Origin of the sequence: Henriciella sp. (genome assembly GCF_029936995.1) — a bacterium.
In the GTDB taxonomy this organism is placed as follows: domain Bacteria; phylum Pseudomonadota; class Alphaproteobacteria; order Caulobacterales; family Hyphomonadaceae; genus Henriciella.
On the sequence record NZ_JAPYRE010000001.1, the window covers coordinates 110,362 to 135,973 of the forward strand.

A 25,612-nucleotide genomic window follows, 5' to 3' on the forward strand; every position below is an offset into this window, starting at 1 on the left:
CCAACTGCGCTTCTAACTGCCAAACAGCGGACCTTTACCACTGCCATGAGCAAACAGGACTATTATGAGATTCTCGGCGTCTCGAAGGATGCCGACGCCAAGGCGCTTAAAAGCGCCTATCGCAAACTGGCGCTGAAATACCATCCAGACCAGAACCCGGGCGATGAAGAGGCTGAAGCCAAGTTCAAGGAAGTTGGCGAAGCCTATGCCATTCTCTCCGATCCGGAGAAGAAGGCAGCCTATGACAGGTTTGGCCATGCCGCCTTTGAAGGTGGCGGCGGCCCCGGTGGCGGTGGCAACCCGTTCGGCAACATGGATCCGGGCGACATTTTCGAGAATATTTTCAGCCAGGTCTTTGGCGGGGCTGGTGGCTTTGCAGGCGGGCGCCGCCGCAATGGTCCGGCCCGCGGCAACGATCTGAGATATGATCTCGAGATCAATCTCGAAGACGCATATGCTGGCAAGGACACGACCATCACGCTGCCCTCTGCTGTTGAATGCGATACCTGCGATGGATCAGGTGCCGAGCCAGGCACCAGCCCGGAGACGTGCCCGAGCTGTTCGGGCGCGGGGCGTGTCCGCGCTACGCAGGGCTTTTTCACGATGGAGCGCCCCTGTGCGCGCTGTGCCGGCAAGGGCAAGGTCATCTCCAATCCCTGCAAGACCTGCCATGGCGCTGGCCAGGTCCGCGAAGAGCGCAATCTCGAAGTCAAGATTCCGGCCGGCGTCGAGGCGGGTATGCGTATCCGGCTGTCAGGCGAAGGCGAACCGGGCCTCAATGGCGGACCGAAAGGCGATCTCTACATCTTCATCGATGTCGCCGAGCATGACATCTTCGAGCGTGACGGGCCGAACCTCTACTGCCCGGCCCCCGTGCCGATGGTGACAGCTGCCCTTGGCGGCGAGATCGAGATTCCGACGATTGATGGCGGACGTGCCCGTGTCACCGTGCCGGAAGGGGCCCAGACAGGCCGCAAGCTTCGTATGCGCGGCAAGGGGATGCCCTCCCTGCGCGGTTCAGGCCATGCCGGCGACCTCTTCGTCGAGATGATGGTCGAGACCCCGCGCAACCTGACCTCGCGCCAGAAAGAGCTTCTGCGCGAGTTCTGCGATTGCTCGGGCGCCGATTGCAATCCGGAAAGCGAAGGCTTTCTCGGCCGCGTGAAAAAGTTCTGGGACGGCATGACCAGCGAAGACCAGCAGCGCCCGAACTAGCTATTGTTCGACCACGCCTGAAATCTCACTGCAGACGGCTTTCAACCGGTCGATATCCTGCGGTCGGGAAAGCCTGTGGTCGCCATCCTTGATCAGGTGGAAGACGAGGTCGCCTGATGTCATAGTATCGACGAGGCGCATCGCGTGCTGCCACGGTACGTCCGGGTCGCAGACGCCCTGAAGGATGCGGACAGGACCATCGAACGCGATCGGCGCATCAAGCAGGTTCCAGCCACGACCATCCTCGATCAGCCCCTTCGTAATGGGGTAGGGGTCTCCATACTCTGACGGGCGCAGGTGCACGCCTTTCTCCATGATCTCGGCTTTTGCCGCCTCTGAGAATTCCGGCCACATCAGCTTGTCGGTGAAGTCCGGCGCTGGCGCGATCAGGACGAGGCCCTTTACCCGGTCCTGAAGGGCAAGTGCAGAAAGCAGGGCCATCCAGCCGCCCATGCTGGAGCCGACGAGAACGAGGTCCCCTTGGGTGCAGGCATTGATCGTTTGCAGCGCATCTTCCCGCCACGCGCTGATCGTTCCATCCTCGAACGCGCCACCGGACTCGCCGTGGCCGGAGTAGTCGAAGGCGAGGAAACCGTGGCCTTCGGCCTTTGCCCATGCCTCCAGTTCCATGACCTTTGTGCCGGTCATGTCGGACATGAAGCCCGAGAGCCACACATAGGTCAGCCCGGAGCGTCCTTCATGCGCGCGATAGGCAATGCGCCTGCCATTTTCACAGTCGAGAAATAGTGTTGTCATGCTAACAGGCCCTCCAACGGCTTGCTGGTGAAGTCAAGCAGGTCACTTTGCCTTCCTGGCCAATCCGTTTAGGCCTTGGCATCGGCTGGGGCCGGGCCATGAGGTGCTGGACGTGCCAGCAGCGTTGAAGGATCTGGAGAAAGCACGCATGAGCACGATCGAGCTGCCGGACCTTGCGGGCAGGACCATCCTGCAGGTTATTCCGGAAATCTCTGCCGGGGGCGCCGAGCGCACGACCATCGAAGTGGCTGAAGCCATCGTGGAAGCGGGCGGCTATCCGGTTGTCGCCAGTGAGGGCGGCCGGCTGGTAGCCGAACTCGAGCAGCTTGGTGGCCTGAATGTCGTACTTCCGATGGCATCGAAGAACCCGTTTACGATACTGGGCAATGCCGGGAAGCTCTCACAACTCATCAGGGAAAGGTCGGTCGATCTTGTCCATGCCCGCTCAAGGGCTCCTGCGTGGAGTGCGCTGCGTGCCGCGCGCAGGGCAGGGGTTCCGTTCGTGACAACGTATCACGGGGCCTATTCGGGCGTTTCCGGGCTCAAGAAGCTGTATAATTCCGTCATGGCGCGCGGCGATCTCGTAATTGCCAATTCGGGCTGGACAGCAGCGCATGTGCAGGCCGTGCACGGGACAGAGGACAACCGGCTCGTCACCATACCGCGCGGTGTTGATTTCGAGATCTTCGACCCGGCGTGCGTCAGCGATGAGCGCCGGGCCGCGATCCGGACAGCCTGGGGGATCGGCCCGGAGGAAAAACGCCTCATCCTTCTCCTGCCCGGCCGCCTGACCGAGTGGAAAGGCCAGAGCATCGCCATTGAGGCGCTGACCCGTCTCGATGAAGGGGAGCGGGCAAACCTGCTCCTCATACTGGCGGGCGATGCGCAGGGACGCAGCAGCTATGTCGAGAGCCTGGAGGCACGTATTGCCGGGGCAGGTTTGGAAGGCAGCGTCCGGATACCTGGCCATTGTGAAGATATGGCAGCCGCATATGCGGTTGCCGACATCGTTCTTGCGCCGTCAACGCGCCCTGAAGCCTTCGGACGGGTGGCTGCCGAGGCGTCTGCAATGGGCAAGCCGGTCATTGTCGCCAATCATGGCGGGCAGATGGAAATCGTTGTCGAGGGACGGACAGGATCGCTCGCTGAGCCCGGCAGCGCAGAAGATCTTGCCGCTTCGCTAAGGGCGCTCTTGCACCTTGGGGCCGACGGCCGGGCCGGCATGGGCGAAGCTGGCCGGCTGCATGTCATGGAACGCTTTTCCAAGCGGGGGCTTCAAGCCGCCACTCTGGGCGTCTATAAGCGCCTGCTGAAACCGCACGAGGATGGTTAAGATTGGGTTCGGCAATTAATCCCGGCGAAGGCGCGGAGCGTGTACTCGTCATCAAACTGAGCGCGCTGGGCGACTTTGTCATGGCGCTTGGCGCGATGCGCGCGATACGTGAGCAGCATCCGAAAGCGAAGCTGACGCTTCTGACCACACCGCCTTATGAGAAGCTGGCCAAGGCGACGGGGCTGTTCCAGACCATCGAGACCGATGGTCGGCCGGATGGCCTCAAGGCGACGCGCGAACTGATCAGGCGGATCAGGACGGCGCGGTATGACATCATTTATGACCTGCATACATCCGGGCGCACGGCGAATTACTTCAAGGCGCTGAACCTGCCCTTCTTCAACACGCCTCTCTGGTCGGGCCATGCAGAGGGGGCAGCTTTCTTCCATGACAATCCGTGCCGTGGCGACATGCATTCGATCGACCGGCTGGGCGACCAGCTCGAACGGGCCGGGATCAGGCGGCAGGACATCCAGGGCAGCTGGCCGCCGATGCCGGACATGTCTTTCGTGCGGCGCTATCTCGGCGACAAGCCATCCCTGACGCCCGAATTCTTCACGATCAAAGGGCCGTATGGCCTTTTCATACCGGGCGCATCGGCCCACCGCGAAGCCAAACGGTGGCCTGTCGAGCGTTATGCCGAGCTTGCCGGGATTATCGCCGACAGGGGTGTCACGCCAGTCATTATCGGGTCGAAGGCCGAGTCTGAACTCGCACGTGAGATCTGCCGGGCCGAGCCGCGTTGCCACAACATTGTCTCGCGCACGGACCTTTTCCAGATCGTGACACTGGCAGAAAAAGCACTCTTCGCTGTTGGCAATGACACTGGACCCATGCATATGGCGGCACTTTCCGGTTGTCCGGGCGTTGCCCTTTTCGCGACAAGCGAGAGCGATCCGGAGAAGGCATGTCCCCGTGGCGCCAACATCATTGTCTGCAAGGCGGAGACACTGGATCAGTTGGGGGTCGGGGATGTCTGGCAGGCGGTTCAGATGCTGGGCGTCATGCCAGAACAGGCCACGGGCCGTAAAACTTGAAAAATCCGCCGTAAAACGGCATATTTGATCAGCTTGAACAGGCTAAAAGGAGAAGAGCCATAGCACGAAGACCACATGCGGCCCCGCCGTCCAAACGAGACACAGGACCGCGCACCAACAGGGATATCCGGGCAGAGAAGGTTCTGCTCATTGATGAACACGGTGAAAAACAGGGCATCATGCCTCTGATGGCTGCGCTTGATGCAGCTGCGGAAGCAGGCCTCGACCTTGTCGAAGTCTCACCCAACCAGGACGTCCCGGTCTGCAAGATCATCGACTATGGCAAGCTTCGCTACGAAGAGCAGAAGAAGAAGGCGGCTGCCAGGAAGAAGCAGAAGTCGGCCGAGCTCAAGGAAATCAAGATGCGGCCGAACATCGATGTTCACGACTATGGCGTGAAAACGAAGTCGATGACGCGCTTCTTCGAGGATGGCGACAAGGTGAAGGTCACCCTGCGTTTCCGTGGCCGCGAAATGGCCCACCAGCATCTCGGCATGGAACTCCTCCAGCGTGTGAAGGAAGAGTTTGACGAGGTCGCCAAGGTCGAACTCGAGCCAAAGCTCGAAGGTCGCCAGATGATCATGGTGATGGCACCGCGTTAGGTGCAGCCTGACAACTGAATAATCATGCACTGAAACGGCAGGCGCGCCTTGATTCCGGCGCGCCTTTCCGTCATAAGCGCCCTCTTTCGAGCAGTGTGGGCTAAAACGGCATGCCTGCAGGCTCATGAACGACTAAACAGTGGGTCCCCCGCGGGTCCCGACAGGAGATCGAAATGCCGAAGATGAAGACCAAGAAGGCCGCTGCGAAGCGGTTCAAGTTCACGGCTACAGGCAAGCTCAAGCACGGTGTTGCCGGCAAGCGCCACCGCCTGATCAGCCACAATGCGAAGTACATCCGCCAGAACCGCGGCACCAAGCCGGTGGCCAAGGCAGATGAATACCGCGTGAAAAAGTACCTGCCTTACGGCCTCTAGGCGCCCGGCAGCTCGTTCAACAGAACTCGAACCGAACAGATCATAGCAGGAGGCCCAGATGCCCCGTTCAAGAAACAAGGTGCCGGCACACGCCCGCCACAAGAAGATCACGAAGGCCGCAAAAGGTTATTATGGCCGCCGGAAGAATACCTTCCGCACCGCCAATGCCGCGGTCTGGAAAGCCGGCCAGTATGCCTATATCGGCCGCAAGCAGAAGAAGCGGACCTTCCGTTCGCTCTGGATCCAGCGCATCAATGCCGCCGTGCGCGTGCATGACGAGGATCTGACCTATTCGCGTTTCATCAACGGTCTCAAGCAGGCCGGGATCGAGCTTGACCGCAAGGTCATGGCTGATCTCGCCGTGCGCGAACCGGAAGCTTTTGGCGCTCTGGTGGAGAAGGCCAAGGGCGCGCTCGCAGCTTAAGCGTTCCGCTTTTCGTCTTTCTCCGCTATTCCGACCGCCAAGGCGGGGCGGAAGAGCCCCGTTTGGTTTTCTCCCAACGGGGCTTTTTCTTATGTCAGACACTGAAGCCATAGAAACCGAAGCGCTCGGCGCGATTGCCGGGGCTGAAGACCTGGCCGCGCTCGACGCCGTGCGCGTTGCCGAACTCGGCAAGAAGGGCCGGATCTCCGGGCTGATGAAGACGCTCGGCAAGATGAGCCCTGAAGAGCGCCAGGAGATGGGGCCGAAGCTCAACGGCTTGCGCAACCGTGTCCAGGAGGCCGTCGAGGCACGCAAGGCCGAGCTTGAAGAAGCCGAACTCGACAAGCGCCTGCAAACCGAACGTATCGACATGACGCTGCCGCCGCGCGTGACGCCGGAAGGCAAGCTGCACCCGGTGATGCAGGTTTTCGAGGAAATCGCCGCGATCTTCGGGGATATGGGCTTTGCTGTCGCTGAAGGCCCCGACATCGAGGATGACTGGCACAATTTCACCGCGCTGAACTTCCCGGAAGGCCACCCGGCCCGCGAGGTCCACGACACCTTCTTCTTCCACCCCCAGGAGGGCGCGGCGCCAAAGGTGCTTCGTACCCATACCAGCCCCGTGCAGGTACGCGTGATGGAGGCGCAGAAGCCCCCGATCCGGATCATCGTGCCGGGCCGGGTCTACCGCAATGACTGGGACGCGACCCACACGCCGATGTTCCACCAGGTCGAAGGGCTCGTCATCGAGAAGAATATCCATATGGGCCACCTCAAGGGGTGCCTGATCGACTTCGTGCGCGAGTTCTTCGAAGTCGATAATGTGGAAGCCCGCTTCCGCCCGCACTTCTTCCCGTTCACAGAGCCGAGCGCCGAAATGGACGTGAAATACACCAAGAAGGGCGAGTCGATCGAGATTGGCGCGGGTGACAGCTGGATGGAGATTCTGGGCTCCGGCATGGTGCATCCGAATGTGCTGGAGAATTGCGGGATCGACCCGAATGAATACCAGGGCTTCGCCTTCGGCATGGGCGTCGACCGGCTCGCCATGCTGAAATACGGCATGCCCGACCTTCGCCCCTATTTCGAGGCCGATGCCGGCTGGACACGCCACTATGGTTTCCGGCCCTGGCTTTCGCCCAGCGTTTCGGGAGGACTGAGCTGATGAAATTCACGCTCTCATGGCTACAGGATTATCTCGCCACCAAGGCCTCGCTTGAAGACATCATGGCAGTGATGCTGAAGGCAGGCCTGGAGGTCGAGGCGGTCGAGGACCCGGCTGCAAAGCTGGCTGATTTCACCATCGCTCACGTCAAGGCAGCCGAGCAGCATCCGGATGCCGACCGGCTGCGGGTCTGCACTGTCGATACTGTCGATGGCGAGAAGCAGATTGTCTGCGGCGCGCCAAATGCGCGGGCGGGCATGACGGCGATCTATGCCCCGCTGGGGGCCTATATTCCGGGGCTCGATTTCGCGCTCGACAAGAAGCCGCGCAAGCTGCGCGGGGTCGAAAGCCAGGGCATGCTGTGTTCGACGAAAGAGCTGGAAGCCGGCGAGGATCATGATGGTATCGCTGACCTTGAAGGCGACTGGGCGGTCGGCACACCTGCCGCAGAAGCGCTCGGACTCACCGATCCGGTCATTGATTTCGAGGTGACGCCGAACCGGCCGGACTGGCTGGGCGTGTACGGTATCGCGCGTGACCTGGCTGCCGCCGGGGGCGGAAGGTTCCTGGAAAATCCGCTCCGCAAGGTCGAGGGCAGCTATGATTGTCCAGTCGAGATCAGGCTCGAAGCCCCCGAGGCCTGCCCGGTCTTTGCCGGGGCGCTTGTGCGCGGCGTAAAAAATGGCCCCTCGCCTGACTGGCTTCAGCAGCGCCTGACGGCCATCGGCATCACGCCGAAATCGCTTCTGGTCGATATCACGAACTATATCTCGCAAGATCGCGCCCGCCCGCTGCACGCCTATGATGCGGCAAGGCTCAAGGGCGCTATCACGGCACGTTTAGGCCGGCCCGGCGAAAAGCTGGATGCGATTGATGGCAAGACCTATGACCTCGGCGAGGAGATGTGCGTCATCGCCGACGACTCCGGTGTGATCGGGCTTGGCGGCGTCATGGGTGGCCAGTCGACTGCCGTCACTGACGAGACAACGGATGTTTTCATCGAAAGTGCCTGGTTCGATCCGCTGCGCACAGCCCGCACGGGCCGCGCGACAGGCATCATTTCCGATGCCCGCTACCGTTTCGAGCGCGGCGTCGACCCGGAAAGCTGTGTCGACGGTCTGAATTTCGCCCTCGCGCTCATCAAGGAGTATGGCGGCGGAGAGATTTCATCGGCCCGGATTGCCGGCGCGCCGCCCGTGCGTGGCACCCGTGTCGCCTTTGATCGCCGCGACGTGGCCCGCCTCACTGGGCTTGAAGTGAAACCGGCCGAACTCAAGAAAATGCTCAAGGAGCTTGGCTTCGGCATCGAGGATGCAGGCGAAGCCTGGTATCTTGCTGTGCCGAGCTGGCGGTTCGACATCGAACAATCCGCCGATATCGTCGAGGAAGTCGCGCGGCTTGTCGGCTATGACGCGCTGCCAACACAGTCCCTGCCGGCCCCTGAAGGCGGCCGTAAGGTTGTCGTGACCGGTGCGCAGGCCCGCCAGCGTGCGGCGCGGCGTGTGATGGCATCCCGCGGCTTCCTCGAGGCGGTCACCTGGTCCTTCATGCCGAAAACACAGGCGGAAATGTTCGGCGGCGGCAGCGACGCGCTGACGGTCGCCAACCCGGTTGCCAGCGAGCTTAACCAGATGCGGCCCAGCATCCTACCCAACCTCGCCATCGCCGCCCAGCGCGGTTTCGACCGTGGCGAGCGCGAGATGCGCGTCTTTGAGGCCGGGCCGGTCTATCTTGGCGACGGGCCGAAAGACCAGCGCAACGTGGTCGCCGCCATTGTGCGTCCCGTGGCCGAACGCCACTGGAGCGGTGCATCTGCGCCATATGATGCGATGGCGGCCAAGGCCGACCTCTTCGCGCTTCTCACCGAGCTGGACCAGCCACCCGCACGTTTCCAGATCGAGGCCCCGCGCCAGCCGCACTGGCATCCGGGCCAGTCGGCCTGCCTGAAACTCGGCCCGAAGGTGACGATTGCTCACTTCGGCGCGCTGCATCCGCGCGTGCTGAAACAGCTGGACGTGGACGGCCCGGTCTATGGCTTCGAGCTCAATCTCAGCGCCCTGCCGCAGATGAAGGCGCGGGCCACCAAGACCCGGCCTGTCCTGCAACGCTCTGACCTGACCCCGATCCGGCGTGACTTTGCCTTCATCGTCGATGAGGGCGTGGCAGCTGCCGAGATCATCCGTCTTGCCAGTGGCGCGGAGAAGAAGCTGATTACCGGTGTACAGGTCTTCGACGTCTATCAGGGCACCGGCATCGAGCCGGGCCGGAAGTCGATTGCCATCGAGGTCACGATCCAGCCGGAAGGCGAGACGCTGAAGGACAAGGATATCGATGCGATTGCCGACAGGGTGGTCAAGTCGGTTACTAGTGGGACTGGTGGCGAGTTGCGGGGCTAGGAGGCCAGCTAGCTGGCCTCCTCCGGCTCATCCATCGCCATGATGATCTGTGCATAGCCGCGTGCCATACGGCCCATATTCTCGACCGTGAGGCGCTCGTTCGTGCCGTGGAAGCCGCTCAGGTCTTCCTCGCTCATGATGGCGGGCATGAAGCGGTAGACGTCATCAGTGATGGCGCTGGCATAGCGTGCGTCCGTCGCCCCGAGTACAAGACCGGGGACGACCGGGGCACCACCGCCAACCTCCCTCGCCACAGCGTTGAGGACGCCATAGGCGCGGTTGTCGGTCGCGCTGACGGGCGAGGCCTCGCTGCCGATTCCACCTTCGATGGGCGCGACCTCGATGCCTTCGATGTCGCGCGTGACATCCTTCACGTGCTGTATGACGCCCTCAGGCGTGTTGTTGGGATGAACGCGGAAATTGACGATGGCGGTTGCCCGCTGAGCAAGCACATTCTCCTTGGCGGAGCCGGCCAGCATCGTCGGCGCTGTCGTTGTGCGGATCATCGCATTGCCCGCTGACGAAGCGGCGAACTGGCTTTCAAGCATACCGCCGAACAGCCACTGGTTTGCCATCGCCATGCGCGCCATGAAGCCCATCTCCATCGAGACGATCTGCATCATGTCGGAGAGGGGCGGTTTGGAGAAATCGGCCTCCATCTGGTTTTCATCCAGTGCTACGAGCGCGCGTGCCAGACGAACCGTGGCGCTGTTGCGAGGCGGGGTGGAGGAATGGCCGCCTTCCGCCTTCGCGGTGATGCGCAAGGTGATGTACCCCTTTTCCGAGATACCGATAAAACCGAGCGTCCCGCCTGTCAGTGGATTGGTTTCCAGCACCATGAAGCCTTCATCCAGCGCCATGACGGGTTCGACCCCGCGTGACTTCAGGAGGGCAATGCCGGACTCCGCGCCAGAACCGGAAACCTCTTCATCATGGCCAAGCATGACATGAATGGTGCGTTGTGGCGCGAAACCGTTTTCGGTGAGCGCCTCTAGGGCTTCCATGATAGCAACCAGCGAGCCCTTGTCGTCAATTGCGCCGCGGCCATAGACATAGCCATCCTGTATCGCACCGGAGAAGGGGCGTGCATCCCAGTCATCTTCCGTGCCGATATTCACTGGCACGACATCCTGGTGCGCCATGAGCAGGAGCGGATCGAGGGATGGGTCAGAACCTTCAAGCGTGTAGAGCAGGGTCAGCCCGTCGGGCACGATCTCCTTTTCAGCGGCCTGATGGAAAGCCGGGTAGGTCTGCTCCAGCCAGTCATGCAATTCCAGCCACGGGCCTTCCTGGCCGGGGCGGGGGTCGCCGGGGGCAACAGTGATTGTGCGGAACTGGATGGCTTCAGAGAGATGCTGGGCGGCGGTGTCTGCGGAAATTTGCGGCGGCTCGGGCAGCTCGACCTCACGGATACCCTCCGGTGTGCCACCATACATGAAAGTCCGTACAAGCAGGACCGCGACCAGTATGAGGGCAAGCCCCCCGATGCCAAGCAGGATCTTCTTCAAACCAGCCCTCCCTCATGCGGTTTGTAACAGGCGGGTACTCTGGTCTGCCTCGTCTTCAAGAGCAAGAGGGTGACATATGCGTCAGCTTTCGTGATTCAGGGGAGGGTATGATCAGTCTTCTGCTTCCTACAGCACCTCCCAGGCTGGACACCGGGGGTGAGACACCGCAAGTGAGGCGCGGATACGATGCAATGAAGGAGCGATTGCGGAAATGGGACCATCCGGCTGGGTCTATCTCAACGGGGATATCTGCAAGGCTGAGGCGGCCTCAGTTTCGCCATTCGACCGGGGCTTCCTGTTTGCGCATGCGGCCTATGAAGTGACAGCCGTTTTCGATGGACGCCTGATCGACTTCGAGGGCCATATGGCCAGGCTCGAACGCACACTTGGCGGCATCGACATTCCCATGCCGATGAGCCGCACTGAGCTGGAAGCGCTTCACAGGGATATACTCGCGAGGAATAATCTCATTGAAGGCTTCATCTATATGCAGGTCACGGGCGGTGCTTACGGCGTGCGGGACTTCGCCGGGCCTGAGACGCTGCAACCCGGCCTTTTCCTGTTCTGTGAAGCTCGCGAGCTGATCGGTGAAAAGGCGCGCGACGGGGTGAAGGCGGTTCTTGTCGAGGACCAGCGCTGGAAGCGAAGAGACTACAAGACCACGCAACTCCTCTCACAAGCGCTGGCCTATCGCGATGCCCAGCGCGCGGGCGCAACGTCCGCGATCCTGCATGAGGACGGGTTTGTCACCGAGGCGGCTTCGGCGAACCTCTGGGTGGTCAGCCCGGACCGCCGGATTATCACCCGTAATCTCGGCTATTCCATCCTGCCCGGCATCACGCGGCAGTCTGTACTGGATCGCCTGTCCGGAAGCGGTTTCGACGTAGAGGAAAGAGCTGTTTCCATCGAAGAGTTGAACGCGGCTGCTGAAGTGTTCACGACGGCGGCAACGTCACTCGTCCTGCCGGTGATCGAACTGGACGGACATGCTGTGGGAGAGGGCAGGCCCGGACCTGTTACGCGTCGGGTGCAGGCGCTCTATTATGATGCCATCGGCGCAGACAGCGAAAAACGTGCGGCCTGGGTGGCCGGGGCCTAGCGCTTCTGCCGCTCCTGTTCGTCAGGATCGATGACTTCGCCTTCGATGATCTCGCCCTCCTGGTCTGCCGGCGGCGTGGGCTCGTCACCAAAACCGAATGGCCCGCGTCCGAACGGGCCAAGGCGCATCTCGTACATGCCAGCCTCAACTGTGTCGGACATCAGTCGTATTGACAGTGCGTGACAGGCAGCTCCAATGGCTGCCCAGATCAGCACTATGGCAAAGTCAGTGCCCGTAAGCTGGTTTCTCAGGTCGATGCCTGTAAATAGTGTGCCGATCCCGGCAAAGGTGACAAACAGGATACCACCAAAAATCGCCAGCACGGTGAAATGGGTGGCGAAGCGGTTCAGCGATGGCCAGGCAGGCGGCCTTGATTTTGTGACACGCAGAACAAGCGGACGCACGAAGATCATCGCGAGTGCGAAGACCAGTACAATGGCCGGGCTGCGCTGCAGGATAACAGCCGTCAGGATGCCGGCCGGCAGGGCGAACAGGGCGGTAAGGCGTAGCGCAAGGCTGATACGGATCATGATGTCCATTCGCGGAAGCTCCTAGCAGGCTCATGTTGGCTTGCCACACATTCCGGGCAAGGTCACCGGTGCGTGTTCTGCAGGGAAGAGTGGCGGAGCAGGCCTGCTTTTCAGGTGTTCAGACAGGTGGTTCACCCGTGCCGGGCCTTGTGCCAAGCGTGTTGCGGACCTTCACGATCAGGATAAGTGTCGCCAGCAGGACGGTTACGGCATTTGCCAGCGTGATCGGCAGGCTGCCAATCATCAGCCCATAAACAAGCCAGCAGCTCACCCCTGTCGTGAACATCGCATACATGATGAGCGACAGACCCTCGGTGTTGCGCGTGCGCAGGACCAGAAATGCCTGCGGCAGGAAGCTTGCCGTTGTCAGAATGGCTGCGATCGCGCCGAAAACCTCAGCCATATTGTCGCTCCGGGAGTTTTACGAACCTCACAACGAACGGTGCATGAGGCGATCAGTGTTGCGATTTGGCCTGGCCAGCCTGTATGCCCCGGCCTGTAGCTGACGTTCGGGGCAACTTGCTCATGCCAGAGGTTCGGTCCATGTTGCAACGCAATAATGGAGGGCAGACAATGAGTGAGCAGGCTTTTCAGCATGCACCGGACCGGCCGTGGATTTTCAGGACCTATGCCGGGCACTCCACGGCGGAAAGATCCAATGCCCTCTATCGTTCCAACCTCGCGCGCGGTCAGACCGGGCTTTCCATCGCTTTCGACCTGCCTACCCAGACCGCTTTCGACAGCGACCATGTGCTCTCGAAGGGAGAGGTTGGCAAGGTAGGGGGTCCGGTCTCCCATCTCGGCGACATGCGCACCCTGTTTGATGGCCTGCCGCTGGAGGAGATGAACACCTCCATGACGATCAACGCGCCGGCTGCCTGGCTGCTGGCGCTTTATGTCGCGCTTGCCGATGAGCGTGGTGATGACAGGGCGAAGCTGCGTGGCACGACGCAGAACGACATCATCAAGGAGTACCTCTCGCGCGGCACTTATGTTTTCCCGCCCGAGCCCTCGATGCGGCTTATCTCGGACATGGTAAGCTGGTGCTATACAGAGGTTCCGAAATGGAACCCACTTAATGTCTGCTCCTATCACCTGCAGGAAGCCGGTGCCACACCGGAGCAGGAACTGGCCTATGCACTCGCCACAGCCTGTGCGGTTCTGGATTCGGTAAAAGCTGGCGGACAGGTACCGGAGGCGGACTTTCCGACCGTCTTTGGCCGGATATCTTTCTTCGTCAATGCAGGGGTCCGTTTCGTTACGGAACTTTGCAAGATGCGTGCCTTCGTCGACCTCTGGGAAGAGATCGGCCGGGAGCGGTATGGCGTGGAAGACGAGAAATCCCTGCGCTTTCGTTATGGTGTTCAGGTCAACTCTCTTGGGCTCACCGAGCAGCAGCCGGAAAACAATGTCTATCGCATCCTTCTGGAGGCGCTGGCGGTTACCCTGTCGAAGCGCGCGCGCTGCCGGGCGCTCCAGCTGCCCGCCTGGAACGAGGCGATGGGTCTGCCGCGCGAGTGGGACCAGCAATGGTCACTGCGTCTGCAGCAGATCCTTGCCTATGAGACCGACCTTCTGGAGTTCGAGGATCTGTTCGATGGCAGCCATGTCATCGAGTCCAAGACCGATGAGCTCAAGTCCGGGGCGCGCAAGGAACTGGCTCACATCGACGGGATGGGCGGGGCGGTCGACTCGGTCGGCTACATGAAGGAAAGCCTTGTCGGTGCACAGGTAAACCGTATTCGCGGCATCGAGACCGGCCTTCAGACCGTGGTTGGCGTCAACCGTTACGAGGAGAGCGCCGATAGCCCTCTCAGCGCTGGGGAAAAGATGATCGAGACGGTCGACCCGTTGCTTGAGGCCGAGCAGGTTCGCGCCTTGAGAGAGTGGCGTGCCGGCCGGGACAGCGCCGCAGCTGAGGCTGCCCTTGAGGCGCTCAAGGCTGCGGCTGGGTCAGGTGAGAACATCATGGAGCCTTCCATCGCCGCGGCCAAGGCTGGTGTCACGACAGGCGAGTGGGGCGCAGCACTGCGGGAAGTCTTCGGGGAGTATCGCGGGCCGACCGGCGTCGCGCTGACGGTCGATAGCCAGGGCGATGAAACCATAGAGGCGACGCGCACCCGTGTAGAGCAGGTTTCAGAAGCGCTTGGCCGCCAGCTGACCTATGTGCTCGGCAAGCCTGGGCTCGACGGCCATTCGAACGGTGCCGAACAGATTGCCAGCCGGGCTCGTGCCTGCGGCATGAATGTCGTCTATGAGGGGATACGGTTCACCCCGGAAGAGATTGTCGCCCAGGCGAAAGCGTCCGATGCGCATGTCATAGGGCTGTCCATCCTTTCGGGCAGTCATCTCGACCTTGTCCGGGACACGATCGCGGAAATGCGAAAGGCCGGACTGGACCATGTGCCGCTTGTTGTTGGCGGCATCATCCCGCAAGAGGATGAACGCGCGCTCGGCCAGATGGGTGTGCGCAGGGTCTATACCCCGAAAGACTTCATGATCACCGACATCATGAGCGATGTGGTGGACGTGGTGGAAGAGGCCTGGGTAGAGCGGGTCTAGATAGAGGTTAGTCTTCTTCCTCCACAAACTCCCTCAAGCGTCCAATGGCGGTGTCCCAATAGGCCGATACCCGGTCGAGATAGTCCCGTGCGGTATCGAGGTTTTCACCTTCGAGCCGGTAGCGGCTTTCCCGGCCTGCCCGGTCATTGGCAACAAGGCCGGCCTTTTCAAGCACCTTGAGATGCTTGGTCACCGCCTGCCGGCTCATGCCGAACCCGCTTGCCAGTTCGGAAATCGAATGCGCCTCGCCGTCAGCCAGAGTGGTGACAATGATTAACCGTGTGCGGTCGCCCAATGCGGCAAAGAGTGGCACAGGGTCAGCTTTCAGAACCCGTTCACCCATCGACATAGGCCGTGATGTTGCTGACCTGCTCTGTCCAGCCGCCTTCATTGCGCTTCCAGGCTTCCTTGCCGGCCCCCGGCGGAAACGCGTCAAAGCCGGACTCTATGATCGTCAGATGCGTTCCGCCATTCCTGGGCTCGAGCTTGAACTCGACGAGCGTGGACAGGCGACCGGTTCCCTCATGCGGCTGGATGTCGTCATGAAACCAGGTGAAGGCGAAATAGGATTTTGGCCGGATGACCCGGGTGATGCTTTCCCATTCGAAATGCTCATAGCCGGGATAGGTGATGTGACCCTTGGTGATCTCGCCCTCGCGGAAGGGATCATACAGCTTCACTCGGAACCATTCACCAAACTTCTCATGGTCGGTGATGGCCTCCCAGACCCTGTCGACAGGGGCCTTCAGCGTAGTCGTCTTCTCAATATGATCCAGCATTAGCGCAACTCCTTGGTTGCGCATCTTATAGCCCCACTGCGTCTAAAGCGCAACTATTCAGTTGCGTGTCTGCCTTACACGGGCACGTTTGCACGCAGCATGTTGTAATAGTCGCGGATCTTCTGGACATAGCGGACAGGCTCGTAACCACGGGCATAACCATGACGCAGCGTGCTGTAATATTTTTTCTGGGACAGCAGCGGCAGGACACGTTCCACGTCGCGCCAGTTATTCTTGTTAAGGCCCTGGCGTTCAGCCAGCCTGCGGGCATCGTAGATATGGCCCATGCCGACATTATAGGCGGCGAGCGCAAACCACATGCGATCTTCGCCCTGAATGCCTTCGGGGAGGCGTTCATGCAGTCTCTGAAGATATCGCGCACCGCCATCGACACTCTGTTCTGGGTCGGTGCGGTCTTTCACGCCCAGTGATCGCGCCGTCGGCAGGGTCAGCATCATCAGGCCGCGAACGCCGGTCGGGCTGACAGCATCCGCATCCCAGTGTGATTCCTGATAGGACTGGGCTGCAAGCAGGTGCCAGTCGAACGGTGTTTCCTCAGCAGCAGTCTCGAACATTCCGCGATACTGGGGCAGGCGTTGTTCCACGCGCTCAACGAAGCGCAGGACCTCGACATAATCGAACTCGTCCAGATGGCCGAACCAGCGCTCATCAAGCTGTTCGAGAAAACCGCTGGCGTGGGCATCTGCGAACCAGGCCGTAAGCGCATCGTCCATGCCGGTCAGTTTTTCGTTGTAGATCCAGCCCAGTGGCCGGTCCGTCGTCAGGGCCATGGGCATGACAAGATCAGGATGCAGGCGGCGGGCATATTCTGCGACGTGGCTGTCAGCGACGGTGCAATCGATGCCGCCCCGTGCAACACCCAGCAGCATCGGCATGGCAGACCCGGCGGCCCGTTCGGTCCAGTCCAGGCTACCATGATCCATCTTGAGGCGTTCGAGCGTCTCGATATAGGCGGATCCTTTCAGGACTGTGAGGCCGACATCCTTAAGAGCATCGATTGAAGCCGGCTTCGGCCCATCCTGATGGCAGACAAGGCTCTCCTCGATATTCTTGTACGCCGGGCCGAAACTCACCCGCTCGGCGCGAAGGTCGGTAATTGTCAGGCCGGCCGCACCTATGTGTCCCTCACCGTTCTCGATCGCGTCGATCAGCGCATCAATATCGTCCATGACGACATACTGCGTCTCGACGCCGAGATCGTCGGCGAAGGCTTCGACCATGTCATGTTCATAGCCGGACGGGCCATCGCCTGTCCGGCGATAGGTTGTCGGTCCCCTGAGCGTAAGAACGATGAGATTACCATCCTCCTTGACGCTTGCGATCGTCGTAGAATCCGTGACGAGCGCGGCGTCTCGAGCCGGTGTACACTGTGACAGGCCCAGCCCGGAAAGGAGAATCGCTCCGGCCATGAGGCCAATGCGAAGTCTATTTTCCATGCTCCTATAATGGGCCTTTATGGAAAATATTCAAATTATTGACCGGATGCGAAGGCGTTGAAGGCTCAATTCACGTCATCGCGCGTGCCGAAAAGCCTGCCGCGCTCGGTCACCAGGACGACGGCGAGGCAGGCCAGGCCAAGGCCCACATAACCTTCCAGAAGAGGCACCACACTGCCGTCGAACCGGCTTGCTACGAGCCAGCCTATGAAGCTCGCGACTGTGGTGGTCATGAAGCCATAGGCGGCACTGCCGGTCCCTGCGATATGGCCGAGCGGCTCCATGGCAAGCGAGGAGAAATTCGCGCCGATCATGCCGAAGCAGGCGAATGTCAGCGCGAATAGCGGATAGAAGATGATCAGCTTCTCGCCCATTGTCGCCATGAGAATGGTATTGGCCAGGGCTAGGGCGATAAACCCGAAGAGGACCGTATGGCTCACCCGGCGCATGCCAAGCCTTTCAACGATGCGCGAATTCATGAAGTTCGCGACCGCCAGCGTCCCGGCAATGCCGGCAAACCAGAGCACGAATGTGTCCGGCTTGTTGAAGACATCGCGGAACACCTGTTCGGAGGAGGCAACATAGGCAAACAGTGCACCGATGATGACACCGCTGGCACACATGTAGCCGAAGGTGACAGGCGTTGTGACGACTTCCTTGTAGGCGCGGAAGGAGGCGGCAAGGTTCAGCGGCTGGCGCGATTCCGGCGCGAGTGTCTCCGGAAGCCTTATGGAAATCCAGCCAAACATGGCAATCCCGGCCAGCCCGAGGATGCCGAACGTCCATTGCCACGGCGCAAGCAGCATCACGCCCTGTCCGATGGAGGGCGCCAGGATCGGCACGACCATGAAAACCGTCATCACCAGCGACATGATCCGGGCCATTGCCCGCCCGCCCATCAGGTCACGCACGACCGAGACGGCGATCACGCGAATCCCCGAGGCGGCAATCCCCTGCAGGAAACGCATCGCAAGAAGCATCGCGAAACTGTTGGCCGCCATGCAGGCAAAGCCTGTTGCGATATAGGCGACGATACAGGCCAAGACGACGCGCTTGCGGCCAAAACTGTCGGAGACGGGGCCGAAGACGAGTTGTGGCGCGCCGAACCCGGCAACATAAGCAAATATGACAAGCTGCTGGTCGTTCTGGTCCTGGAGGGCATAGGATTCTGCGATATTGTGCAGCGCGGGCAGCATCGTATCGATGGCAAGCGCATTAAGCGCCATCATGGCCGCGATCATGGCAACGAATTCCCAGACCGGCATCGGAAGGTCCGGGCGTTTTACACCGGCGGCTTCAAGGGATTCTTCTGCTGTCGTGCTCATCGTGTGACCTCCAGCCCGGTGAATGAGCCTATCTGGCCACAAGTCAACAGAACGGCAACGGGCGGAGCTGGAAAATAACCAACTCCGCCCGCGCTCCACGTGCGTCCCTTATCCGCCGTAATGTTTATTACAATTAGCTAATGCGCCGGCGCATCGCGTCCCGCATCATCAGAATTGGGGATAAGTGACCGTTTTTGTCACGTATTTGCGTGCAATACGGTTTTGCGGGCAGTATGGGCAATGGCTGGAGTTGGGGAGACGCGTGCACAATCATAAAGGGCCTCGGACCGAACGGGTCATCGAGGAAGCATACGCAACGACACTGGATCCGGAGCGCTATGAGGCCCTCCTGGCGGCCTGGCATGAATATATTTCCACCTTGCCGGATGGGGGAGATGACATCTTCCTGGCCGATAACCTCAATTCGCATTTTCAGCACGCTCTCGCCATTCTCGACAGGATCGGACGGGTCGAGGCGCGAGAAGAGACGGCACGGATCATAGTTGACCAGATGCCCGGCCCCGCGCTTGTCATGAAACCGGAATGTGAAATTCTGTGCGCGAACGAAGCCTGTCTCGGCGCGCTTGGCGGCCAGGCTCCCAAAGGCCTTATGGATCTTGAATTTGAGGATGGAGCGCTCGAAAAATTACGCGCATGGGCCCGCCCGAATGCTGTGTTCAACGAGCAGACCCAGTTCCTCCTGTTTACAACGCCGTTCGGGCTGCCGGGAACCGACATGCGCTTCCTGGCGACGCGGATTAGCCTTCACGCCGGTAAGGGCACCACCAGCGAAGATGCCATCCTTCTGGCGGCGGTCGATGTTCACATGAACGGGCTGATGGCAGATCAGCTGGCCGAAGCCTATGGTTTTTCGCCGGCCGAACTGGACGTTGCCTTCCGTCTTGTCCGTGGTGAGACGCCAGAGGAGATTGCGCGTAACCGGGCGGCCAAACTGGCCACTGTCCGTACGCAGATCCGCGGGATTCTGGCCAAGCTGGACACGAGTTCCATGACGGATGCGGTGCGTGTGCTTACCAGTTTTGGTGCCACAATGAACATTTCTGGTGCCATCGCCCGTCATTCACCGGCGCGACGTGATGTCGACCGCTGGCGCGGTTGGCAGCAGATGACCCTGTCTGACGGGCGTGGCTTCACATGGCTGGAGCAGGGAGACCCGAATGGCCGCCCGGTGCTGTTCTTCCATCACCTCTATCTCGGGCCAGGCTGGACCGACCCGAGTGTTGAAGCACTGGGGCGTCAGGGCTGGCGGGTAATCGCCCCCTCAAGGCCGGGCTTTGGGCAGTCGGATGGGGCGACGACGTCCTCACCGGACGAACGAATTCAGGCCACGCTGGATGCCTGTATTGAGTTGCTGGACCGGTTGGGGCTCCAGACTGTCCTGGTGATCGGTCACGCCAACGGCCTGATCCATGCCCAGAGCTTCGCGGTCAGAAATCCGCATCGTGTTTATGCGCTTCTCTCTGTCAGCGGTGAAACAAGCTGGCAGGATGGTATGGAAGAAGACTTGCCCTGGCATCACAGGGTGATCGCGACGACGCTCAAGCGTGCGCCGTCTGCCATCGGCTTTCTGGCAAGGGCGACAGTGGCCTTCATCGATTCAAGCAGGGAGGATTTCCTGCTGACGACGCTGCACCGGGATTCGCTCCTTGAGCAGCGTGTGGCCCGGCGTCCGGAAGTAAAGAGGGTTATCATGGACGGCCTTCGACACACTGTGCGGCAGGGGGCCAATGGCTTTGTAGCGGAAATCCGCATGGCCCTGACCGACAGACGCGAGACGGCCCGGCGTGTGACATGTCCTTTCCGGATCATTCACGGTCTTCAGGACAAGGTCTTCAAACCTGAAATGTTCGACTTTTTCGTATCGGCGGTTCCTAATGCCAAGCTGATACCGGTCGAGGATGCAGGGCAGTATCTGCTCTACAGCCATTGGCCCATGGTCATCGCGGAAATGGAAAAGCTCTGGCGGGATACGCAGGGCGGTGGGGCAGACCCCTCAAAATCCCGCGCCGGGTTTGCTTAGATAGGCCTGTTCTTCCCGCGTGGATGTCCGCCGTAGTGCCTTGTTACGGTGTGGGAAGCGGCCGAAACGTTCAATCACATCCTGATGCTGGTAGGCGTAATCAAGCGTGCCTTCGCAAAAGGGGCGGAATGCTTCACGCGCGTCCCCTGCCAGTTTCTCGAACAGGGCGACCGATTGGTCCTGGTCGGCCATATCCTCGGAATGTTCGAATGGCAGGTAGAAGAAGACCCGTTCGGCTTCAGCCAGTCCGGCATCTTCACCGGCGACTATGCCTACTTTCGACAGGGCCAGCGCCAGCGGATCATGCTTGAAGGCGAAACGGTGGTCGCGAAAGATATTCCGGCTAAACTGGTCTAGCACGATGATTGCGGCGAGCCGTTCACGCGGCCCCTGTGCGGCCCAATCATGGGCCATGCCATCGGCAAGGGCGGTCAGTGTAGGCAGGAACCGGTCGGCGATTTCCTGGTCGGTCTCGAAGCTTTTCTGGAACCAGAGCTTGTTTTTTGCCTCAAGCGCGTCGGCTGACCTGGCAGTATCGCCAATCCAGTAGTCCAGAACGGTAGCGGGCGTTACGCTCATTTCAGTTCGCGCCATCCGGGCGGTCTGCGACAATCATGTAGTTCACCTTGTCATCTGAGGAGAGGCGCCAGGTATCGGTCAGGGGATTGAAACTCACCCCCTGCGAAGGCCGGGTCACCAGTCCCGCGGTTTCCAGTGGGCGGGCAACCTCGTCCGGCGTGAGGAATTTTGAGAATTCATGCGTGCCACGCGGCAGCCACCCCAGTACGTATTCCGCCCCGACTATAGCGAGCGCGAAGGCTTTTGGCGTCCGGTTCAGCGTCGCTGCGATCATCAGCCCGCCGGGTTTAACCAGCGCGGCGGTATCCTGAAGGAATTGCTGCGGGTCGGCGACATGCTCGACGACTTCCAGATTGAGCACGACATCGAAGGCAGGCGTGCCATCTTCCAGCAGGCCCTCGGCAGTGCCGGCGCGATAGTCGATGTTCAGGCCGGATTCCTCGGCATGGGTCATGGCCGTCTTGATATTGTCTGCGCTGGCATCGACGCCGGTAACGTCCGCCCCGAGGCGGGCCATCGGTTCTGACACCAGCCCGCCCCCGCATCCGATATCTAGGATTCGCAACCCCTCCAGCGGCTTGCGGCCAGCATCCATCCTACCGAAATGCGCTGTAATCGTATCCCGGATGAAGCCCAGCCGGACGGGATTGAACCTGTGCAGCGGCTTGAATTTGCCTTTTGGGTCCCACCATTCAGCGGCCATGGCGGAAAATTTCGCCACTTCATCCGCGTCGATACTGGGCGTTCGGGGCAAATCTTGCCGGTTTTCTGCTATTTTATCCATCAGTTTAGCAAACCTGTTTGCGCAAACGCCTCCGGACGACTACAGAAGCGCGCGAATTCCTTGATGCAATAAATGGGAAGGTTTGGCAGCGAGGCAATGCAGCGCACGGTTTTGAAATTCGGCGGAACGTCGGTCGCAGACCTCGACCGCATCGCGCATGTGGCGGACATTGTCGCCTGGCGCGCGAAACAGGGCGAGCAACTCGCCGTGATCGTTTCCGCCATGGCAGGTGAGACCAACAAGCTCGTCGCCCATGCGCGCGGTGCCGCAGGGGATGGCCTGACAGGGCCGGACTTTGACGATGAATATGACGTCGTCGTTTCTTCCGGTGAACAGGTCACGAGCGGACTGCTGGCCCTGGCGCTGCGCAAGCGCGGCCTGAAAGCACGCAGCTGGCTTGGCTGGCAGCTCGCCATGAAGACCAGCTCCGCGCACGGCAGCGCACGTATCCAGGGGTTTGAGGATTCCGGCCTGGCCGACGCGGTCGCGGAAGGCGAGGTCGCTGTGATCGCCGGTTTCCAGGGCGTGACCGATGCGGCCCGCGTCTCGACGCTCGGCCGCGGCGGTTCGGATACAAGTGCGGTCGCTGTCGCAGCGGCACTGGGCGCAGATTCGTGCGATATCTATACTGATGTCGACGGGGTCTACACGACCGATCCCCGGATCGTGCCGCAGGCGCGCCGGCTCGAGAAGATTTCCTATGAAGAGATGCTGGAAATGGCATCGCTGGGGGCGAAAGTCCTCCAGACACGGTCGGTCGAAATGGCCATGAACCACCAGGTCAAGGTACGCGTGCTTTCGAGTTTTGCCGCCCCCGGCGACGAAAATCAGGGCACCTATGTCTGCAGTGAGGATGAGATCTTGGAAAAGCAGGTCGTTAACGGAGTCACATATTCACGCGATGAAGCGAAGGTCACCCTCTACGGGGTGGAGGACAAGCCCGGTGTCTCGGCGCGCATCTTCTCCATGCTGGCTGATGCCGGCGTGAACGTCGACATGATTGTCCAGGCGAATGCGCGCGGCCCGGAACGCGCCAACATGGTGTTCACCTGTACCAGCGCCGATAGCACAAAAGCTGAGCAGCACCTGCTCGATCATAAGGACGATATCGGCTTTGAAAGCCTGTCTGTGTCCGGCGATGTCGCTAAAGTTTCAGTCATTGGCGTCGGCATGAAAAGCCATACAGGCGTCGCTGGCACAATGTTCGATGCGCTCTACAGGCGGGGCATCAATATCGACGTGATTTCGACCTCCGAAATCAAGATATCGGTACTTATAGATGCAGCCTATACTGAGCTGGCCGTTCGGGCCCTGCACACCGCATTCGGCCTTGACGCAACGTAGCTGCACCGTCCAATAGCGGGCAGACCATGCCCCAGACCTTTTCCGTCCCCAGGCTGCTTATCAATCGCCTCCGCAATGTCATGGCGGGTGATATGGAGGCCGATACACGCCTGCAGAAGGTCGTGACCCTCATCGCGGGTACGATGGTTGCGGATGTGTGCTCGATCTATAAGCGCACCGATAGCGACGAACTCGAGCTGGTCGCCACAGAGGGCCTGAGCGTGAGTGCCGTCCACCAGACGCGTCTTGGTCTGTCGGAAGGGCTGGTCGGCCAGATCGCGCTATCAGGTGAGCCGCTCTCGATACAGGATGCCCCGCGTCACAGGGCCTTCTCCTACCGCCCGGAGACGGGAGAAGATCCCTACCACGCCTTTCTCGGTGTGCCGATCCTGCGTGGGGGCCGTGTGATCGGCGTCCTCACCGTCCAGAACCGCACCGAGCGGATCTATGAAGAAGACGAAATCGACAGCCTGCAGACCATTGCCATGGTCCTGGCCGAAGTGGTTGCGGCCGAGGCGCCGACCGCCGGTCCTGGCGCCGCGCAGCGAGAGGCGCGCCCGGTCAATCTGCGCGGGCGCATCCTCTGTGACGGGCTGGGTCTTGGCGCGGCGAAGCTGCATGACCCGGTCGTTTCCCCGGCCCGCTACTTCACCGAAGACCCCGAGGCTGAGGCCCGGCGGCTGCGCAATGCGCTGACCACGCTCAGGGAGTCCCTCGACCGCATGCTCGCCAGCGATGTCAGCGCGATCTTTGGCGAACCGCGCGAAGTGCTAGAGGCGTTCAAGATGCTGGCGGGCGACCCCGTCTGGGCCAAGCGCCTTGAAGAGACGGTCAAATCCGGCCTGTCGGCCGAAGCAGCCGTGGATCGTTCGCGGCGTGAGCACAAGATCAAGCTGGAGAACGCCAACGACCCCTATCTGCGTGAGCGGCTTCATGACCTGGAAGATCTCGACAATCGCCTGTTGCGTATTCTTTCCGGGGGAGATGGCTCGGCGTCGAACGGAGATGATGGCGATACGGATGTTCAGGAAGTGCTGATTGCGCGGCGCCTCGGTCCGGCCGAACTGTTGGAGTACCGTAATTCCGGGCTGGCGGCCATTGTGCTCGAGGAAGTTGCACCGACAAGCCATACAGCGATTGTTGCACGGGCGATGGGAATCCCGACGATTGGCGGGGTCGGCGCGCTTGGCTCGGTCGTCGCGCCCGGCGACCAGCTGATCGTCGATGGCGAAGAAGGCACGCTGCATATCCGCCCCGATGAGGGCTTGCTGGATGCCTATGAGTCGCGCCGCATTCTCAGGACCGAGCGCCAGGCCGCCTTCCAGGCCCTGCGCGAGCAGCCTTCACGCACCCGTGACGGCACCGAGATCAGCCTGATGCTGAATGCCGGTCTCGGGATCGACCTTGAGTCGATGGCGCAGACGGGCGCCGACGGCATCGGCCTGTTCCGCACGGAATTCCAGTTCCTGGTCTCTGACACGCTCCCCCGGATCGATTCCCAGATTGAGCTTTACCGCCGCGTGCTCGACTTTGCCGGCGAGCGACCGGTTCATTTCCGGACCCTCGATCTCGGTGGCGACAAACTGCTGCCGCACGCCAATGCCGATGACGAGGAAAACCCGGCGCTCGGCTGGCGCTCCATACGATTCGCGCTGGACCGTCCGGGCCTCTTCCGGCGTCAGCTGCGCGCGCTGGTCAGGGCAGCCGATGGCGGGCCGCTGTCTGTGATGTTTCCGATGGTGACGATTGCCGAGGAGTTCTTTGAGGCAAAGGCACTCCTCATGGATGAAATCGAATGGGGCCGCGCGCGGGGACATCCGGCACCGAGCGAGCTTCGTGTCGGGGCCATGCTTGAGGCCCCGGCCTTTGCCTATGGCCTTTCGGAAGTGGCCGGGGAGGTGGATTTTGTCTCCATCGGCACGAATGATCTGCTGCAGTTCTTCAATGCGGCCGATCGAATGATGCCCACCGTATCGGAGCGTTATGACGTGGTCAGCCGGCCGGTGATGCGGTTTCTCGATTTTATCAAGAAGGAATGCGACCGCCTTGGTATCACCGTCTCGATCTGCGGCGAGGTTGCTTCCCGCCCGGTCGAGGCGCTTTGCCTGATCGGTCTCGGCTTTCACACGCTGTCGATGCCGGCTGCGGGCATCGGCCCGGTCAAGCGCATGTTGCGCTCAATGGACCTGCAATCCTTCGTGGAACCGTTCCGGGAAGCGATATACAGTTCAAACGGAGCGTTCCGTAACGAAGTGTTAGCCATCACCGAGTTACAGGGAATAGTGGTATCGGATAACTGACA

The 25,612-nt window shown here is 60.8% G+C and carries 23 protein-coding genes; 13 read left to right on the plus strand and 10 right to left on the minus strand.

Going from position 1 to position 25,612, the window contains the following annotated elements:
• The first annotated feature begins 45 nt into the window (after positions 1-45).
• Positions 46-1,215 carry a molecular chaperone DnaJ gene (gene dnaJ, locus Q1K31_RS00550; protein WP_300375575.1) on the plus strand — a complete coding sequence of 390 codons (1,170 nt, stop codon included), beginning with the start codon at positions 46-48 and terminating at the stop codon, positions 1,213-1,215.
• On the opposite strand, the gene Q1K31_RS00555 is transcribed toward dnaJ, so the two are convergent.
• Entirely contained in the window at positions 1,216-1,971 is a 756-nt protein-coding gene (locus Q1K31_RS00555; protein ID WP_300375577.1) for an alpha/beta hydrolase, read from the minus strand.
• A 148-nt stretch (positions 1,972-2,119) separates the two neighbouring features.
• Between Q1K31_RS00555 and Q1K31_RS00560 the strand changes: the two genes are divergently transcribed.
• From Q1K31_RS00560 to pheT, 7 genes are all read left to right on the plus strand, one after another.
• A complete protein-coding gene (locus Q1K31_RS00560) occupies positions 2,120-3,304 on the plus strand; it encodes a glycosyltransferase family 4 protein (protein WP_300375579.1) in 1,185 nt (394 codons plus the stop codon).
• A 2-nt stretch (positions 3,305-3,306) separates the two neighbouring features.
• Positions 3,307-4,341: a glycosyltransferase family 9 protein gene (locus Q1K31_RS00565; protein WP_300375581.1), complete on the plus strand. Its 1,035-nt coding sequence runs from the start codon at positions 3,307-3,309 to the stop codon at positions 4,339-4,341.
• A gap of 59 nt (positions 4,342-4,400) precedes the next feature.
• Positions 4,401-4,943, plus strand: coding sequence for a translation initiation factor IF-3 (gene infC / locus Q1K31_RS00570; protein ID WP_300377021.1), 543 nt, complete (start codon positions 4,401-4,403; stop codon positions 4,941-4,943).
• 173 nt (positions 4,944-5,116) lie between these two features.
• Positions 5,117-5,317 (plus strand): 50S ribosomal protein L35, encoded by a 201-nt coding sequence (gene rpmI, locus Q1K31_RS00575; protein ID WP_290753228.1) that lies wholly within the window; start codon positions 5,117-5,119, stop codon positions 5,315-5,317.
• Positions 5,318-5,375: 58 nt separating this feature from the next.
• Complete coding sequence (gene rplT, locus Q1K31_RS00580) at positions 5,376-5,741, plus strand: 50S ribosomal protein L20 (protein ID WP_300375586.1); 366 nt, start codon at positions 5,376-5,378, stop codon at positions 5,739-5,741.
• Positions 5,742-5,832: 91 nt separating this feature from the next.
• Entirely contained in the window at positions 5,833-6,906 is a 1,074-nt protein-coding gene (gene pheS / locus Q1K31_RS00585) for a phenylalanine--tRNA ligase subunit alpha (RefSeq protein ID WP_300375588.1), read from the plus strand.
• Positions 6,906-9,302 carry a phenylalanine--tRNA ligase subunit beta gene (gene pheT, locus Q1K31_RS00590; RefSeq protein ID WP_300375590.1) on the plus strand — a complete coding sequence of 799 codons (2,397 nt, stop codon included), beginning with the start codon at positions 6,906-6,908 and terminating at the stop codon, positions 9,300-9,302. The genes pheS and pheT overlap by 1 nt, the downstream gene beginning before the upstream one ends.
• A gap of 8 nt (positions 9,303-9,310) precedes the next feature.
• Here pheT and Q1K31_RS00595 read toward each other — a convergent pair whose 3' ends face one another.
• Positions 9,311-10,810 (minus strand): M20 family peptidase, encoded by a 1,500-nt coding sequence (locus Q1K31_RS00595; RefSeq protein WP_300375592.1) that lies wholly within the window; start codon positions 10,808-10,810, stop codon positions 9,311-9,313.
• A 211-nt stretch (positions 10,811-11,021) separates the two neighbouring features.
• Between Q1K31_RS00595 and Q1K31_RS00600 the strand changes: the two genes are divergently transcribed.
• A complete protein-coding gene (locus Q1K31_RS00600) occupies positions 11,022-11,909 on the plus strand; it encodes an aminotransferase class IV (protein ID WP_300375594.1) in 888 nt (295 codons plus the stop codon).
• Here Q1K31_RS00600 and Q1K31_RS00605 read toward each other — a convergent pair.
• Together Q1K31_RS00605 and Q1K31_RS00610 are read right to left on the minus strand one after the other, a co-directional pair.
• Positions 11,906-12,448, minus strand: a complete 543-nt coding sequence (locus tag Q1K31_RS00605) for a hypothetical protein (protein WP_300375596.1) — start codon at positions 12,446-12,448, stop codon at positions 11,906-11,908. The two genes, Q1K31_RS00600 and Q1K31_RS00605, sit on opposite strands and share 4 nt — an antisense overlap.
• A 109-nt stretch (positions 12,449-12,557) precedes the next feature.
• On the minus strand, positions 12,558-12,842 hold the full coding sequence (locus Q1K31_RS00610) for a SemiSWEET transporter (protein WP_300375598.1): 285 nt from the start codon (positions 12,840-12,842) through the stop codon (positions 12,558-12,560).
• Positions 12,843-13,012: 170 nt separating this feature from the next.
• Here Q1K31_RS00610 and Q1K31_RS00615 point away from each other — a divergent pair, with 170 nt between their 5' ends.
• Entirely contained in the window at positions 13,013-15,001 is a 1,989-nt protein-coding gene (locus Q1K31_RS00615; protein ID WP_300375600.1) for a protein meaA, read from the plus strand.
• 7 nt (positions 15,002-15,008) lie between these two features.
• On the opposite strand, the gene Q1K31_RS00620 is transcribed toward Q1K31_RS00615, so the two are convergent.
• The 4 genes from Q1K31_RS00620 to Q1K31_RS00635 all read right to left on the minus strand — a co-directional run bounded on the left by Q1K31_RS00620 (position 15,009) and on the right by Q1K31_RS00635 (position 18,562).
• Complete coding sequence (locus Q1K31_RS00620; protein WP_300375602.1) at positions 15,009-15,344, minus strand: helix-turn-helix transcriptional regulator; 336 nt, start codon at positions 15,342-15,344, stop codon at positions 15,009-15,011.
• Positions 15,337-15,780: an SRPBCC family protein gene (locus Q1K31_RS00625; protein ID WP_300375604.1), complete on the minus strand. Its 444-nt coding sequence runs from the start codon at positions 15,778-15,780 to the stop codon at positions 15,337-15,339. Before Q1K31_RS00625 ends, Q1K31_RS00620 begins: the two co-directional genes overlap by 8 nt.
• 74 nt (positions 15,781-15,854) lie before the next feature.
• Positions 15,855-17,237: a membrane-bound lytic murein transglycosylase MltF gene (gene mltF / locus Q1K31_RS00630; protein WP_300375606.1), complete on the minus strand. Its 1,383-nt coding sequence runs from the start codon at positions 17,235-17,237 to the stop codon at positions 15,855-15,857.
• Positions 17,238-17,302: 65 nt separating this feature from the next.
• On the minus strand, positions 17,303-18,562 hold the full coding sequence (locus Q1K31_RS00635; RefSeq protein ID WP_300375608.1) for a multidrug effflux MFS transporter: 1,260 nt from the start codon (positions 18,560-18,562) through the stop codon (positions 17,303-17,305).
• A gap of 262 nt (positions 18,563-18,824) precedes the next feature.
• Here Q1K31_RS00635 and Q1K31_RS00640 point away from each other — a divergent pair, with 262 nt between their 5' ends.
• Positions 18,825-20,603, plus strand: a complete 1,779-nt coding sequence (locus Q1K31_RS00640) for an alpha/beta fold hydrolase (RefSeq protein ID WP_300375610.1) — start codon at positions 18,825-18,827, stop codon at positions 20,601-20,603.
• On the opposite strand, the gene Q1K31_RS00645 is transcribed toward Q1K31_RS00640, so the two are convergent.
• Positions 20,577-21,182 carry a DUF924 family protein gene (locus Q1K31_RS00645; RefSeq protein WP_300375612.1) on the minus strand — a complete coding sequence of 202 codons (606 nt, stop codon included), beginning with the start codon at positions 21,180-21,182 and terminating at the stop codon, positions 20,577-20,579. The genes Q1K31_RS00640 and Q1K31_RS00645 overlap by 27 nt on opposite strands.
• 1 nt (position 21,183) lies before the next feature.
• A complete protein-coding gene (gene ubiG, locus Q1K31_RS00650; RefSeq protein ID WP_300375614.1) occupies positions 21,184-21,966 on the minus strand; it encodes a bifunctional 2-polyprenyl-6-hydroxyphenol methylase/3-demethylubiquinol 3-O-methyltransferase UbiG in 783 nt (260 codons plus the stop codon).
• 96 nt (positions 21,967-22,062) lie between these two features.
• Between ubiG and Q1K31_RS00655 the strand changes: the two genes are divergently transcribed.
• Both Q1K31_RS00655 and ptsP read left to right on the plus strand, forming a co-directional pair.
• Entirely contained in the window at positions 22,063-23,310 is a 1,248-nt protein-coding gene (locus Q1K31_RS00655; protein WP_300375616.1) for an aspartate kinase, read from the plus strand.
• Positions 23,311-23,336: 26 nt separating this feature from the next.
• A complete protein-coding gene (gene ptsP / locus Q1K31_RS00660) occupies positions 23,337-25,610 on the plus strand; it encodes a phosphoenolpyruvate--protein phosphotransferase (RefSeq protein WP_300375618.1) in 2,274 nt (757 codons plus the stop codon).
• The last annotated feature ends 2 nt before the right edge of the window (positions 25,611-25,612 follow it).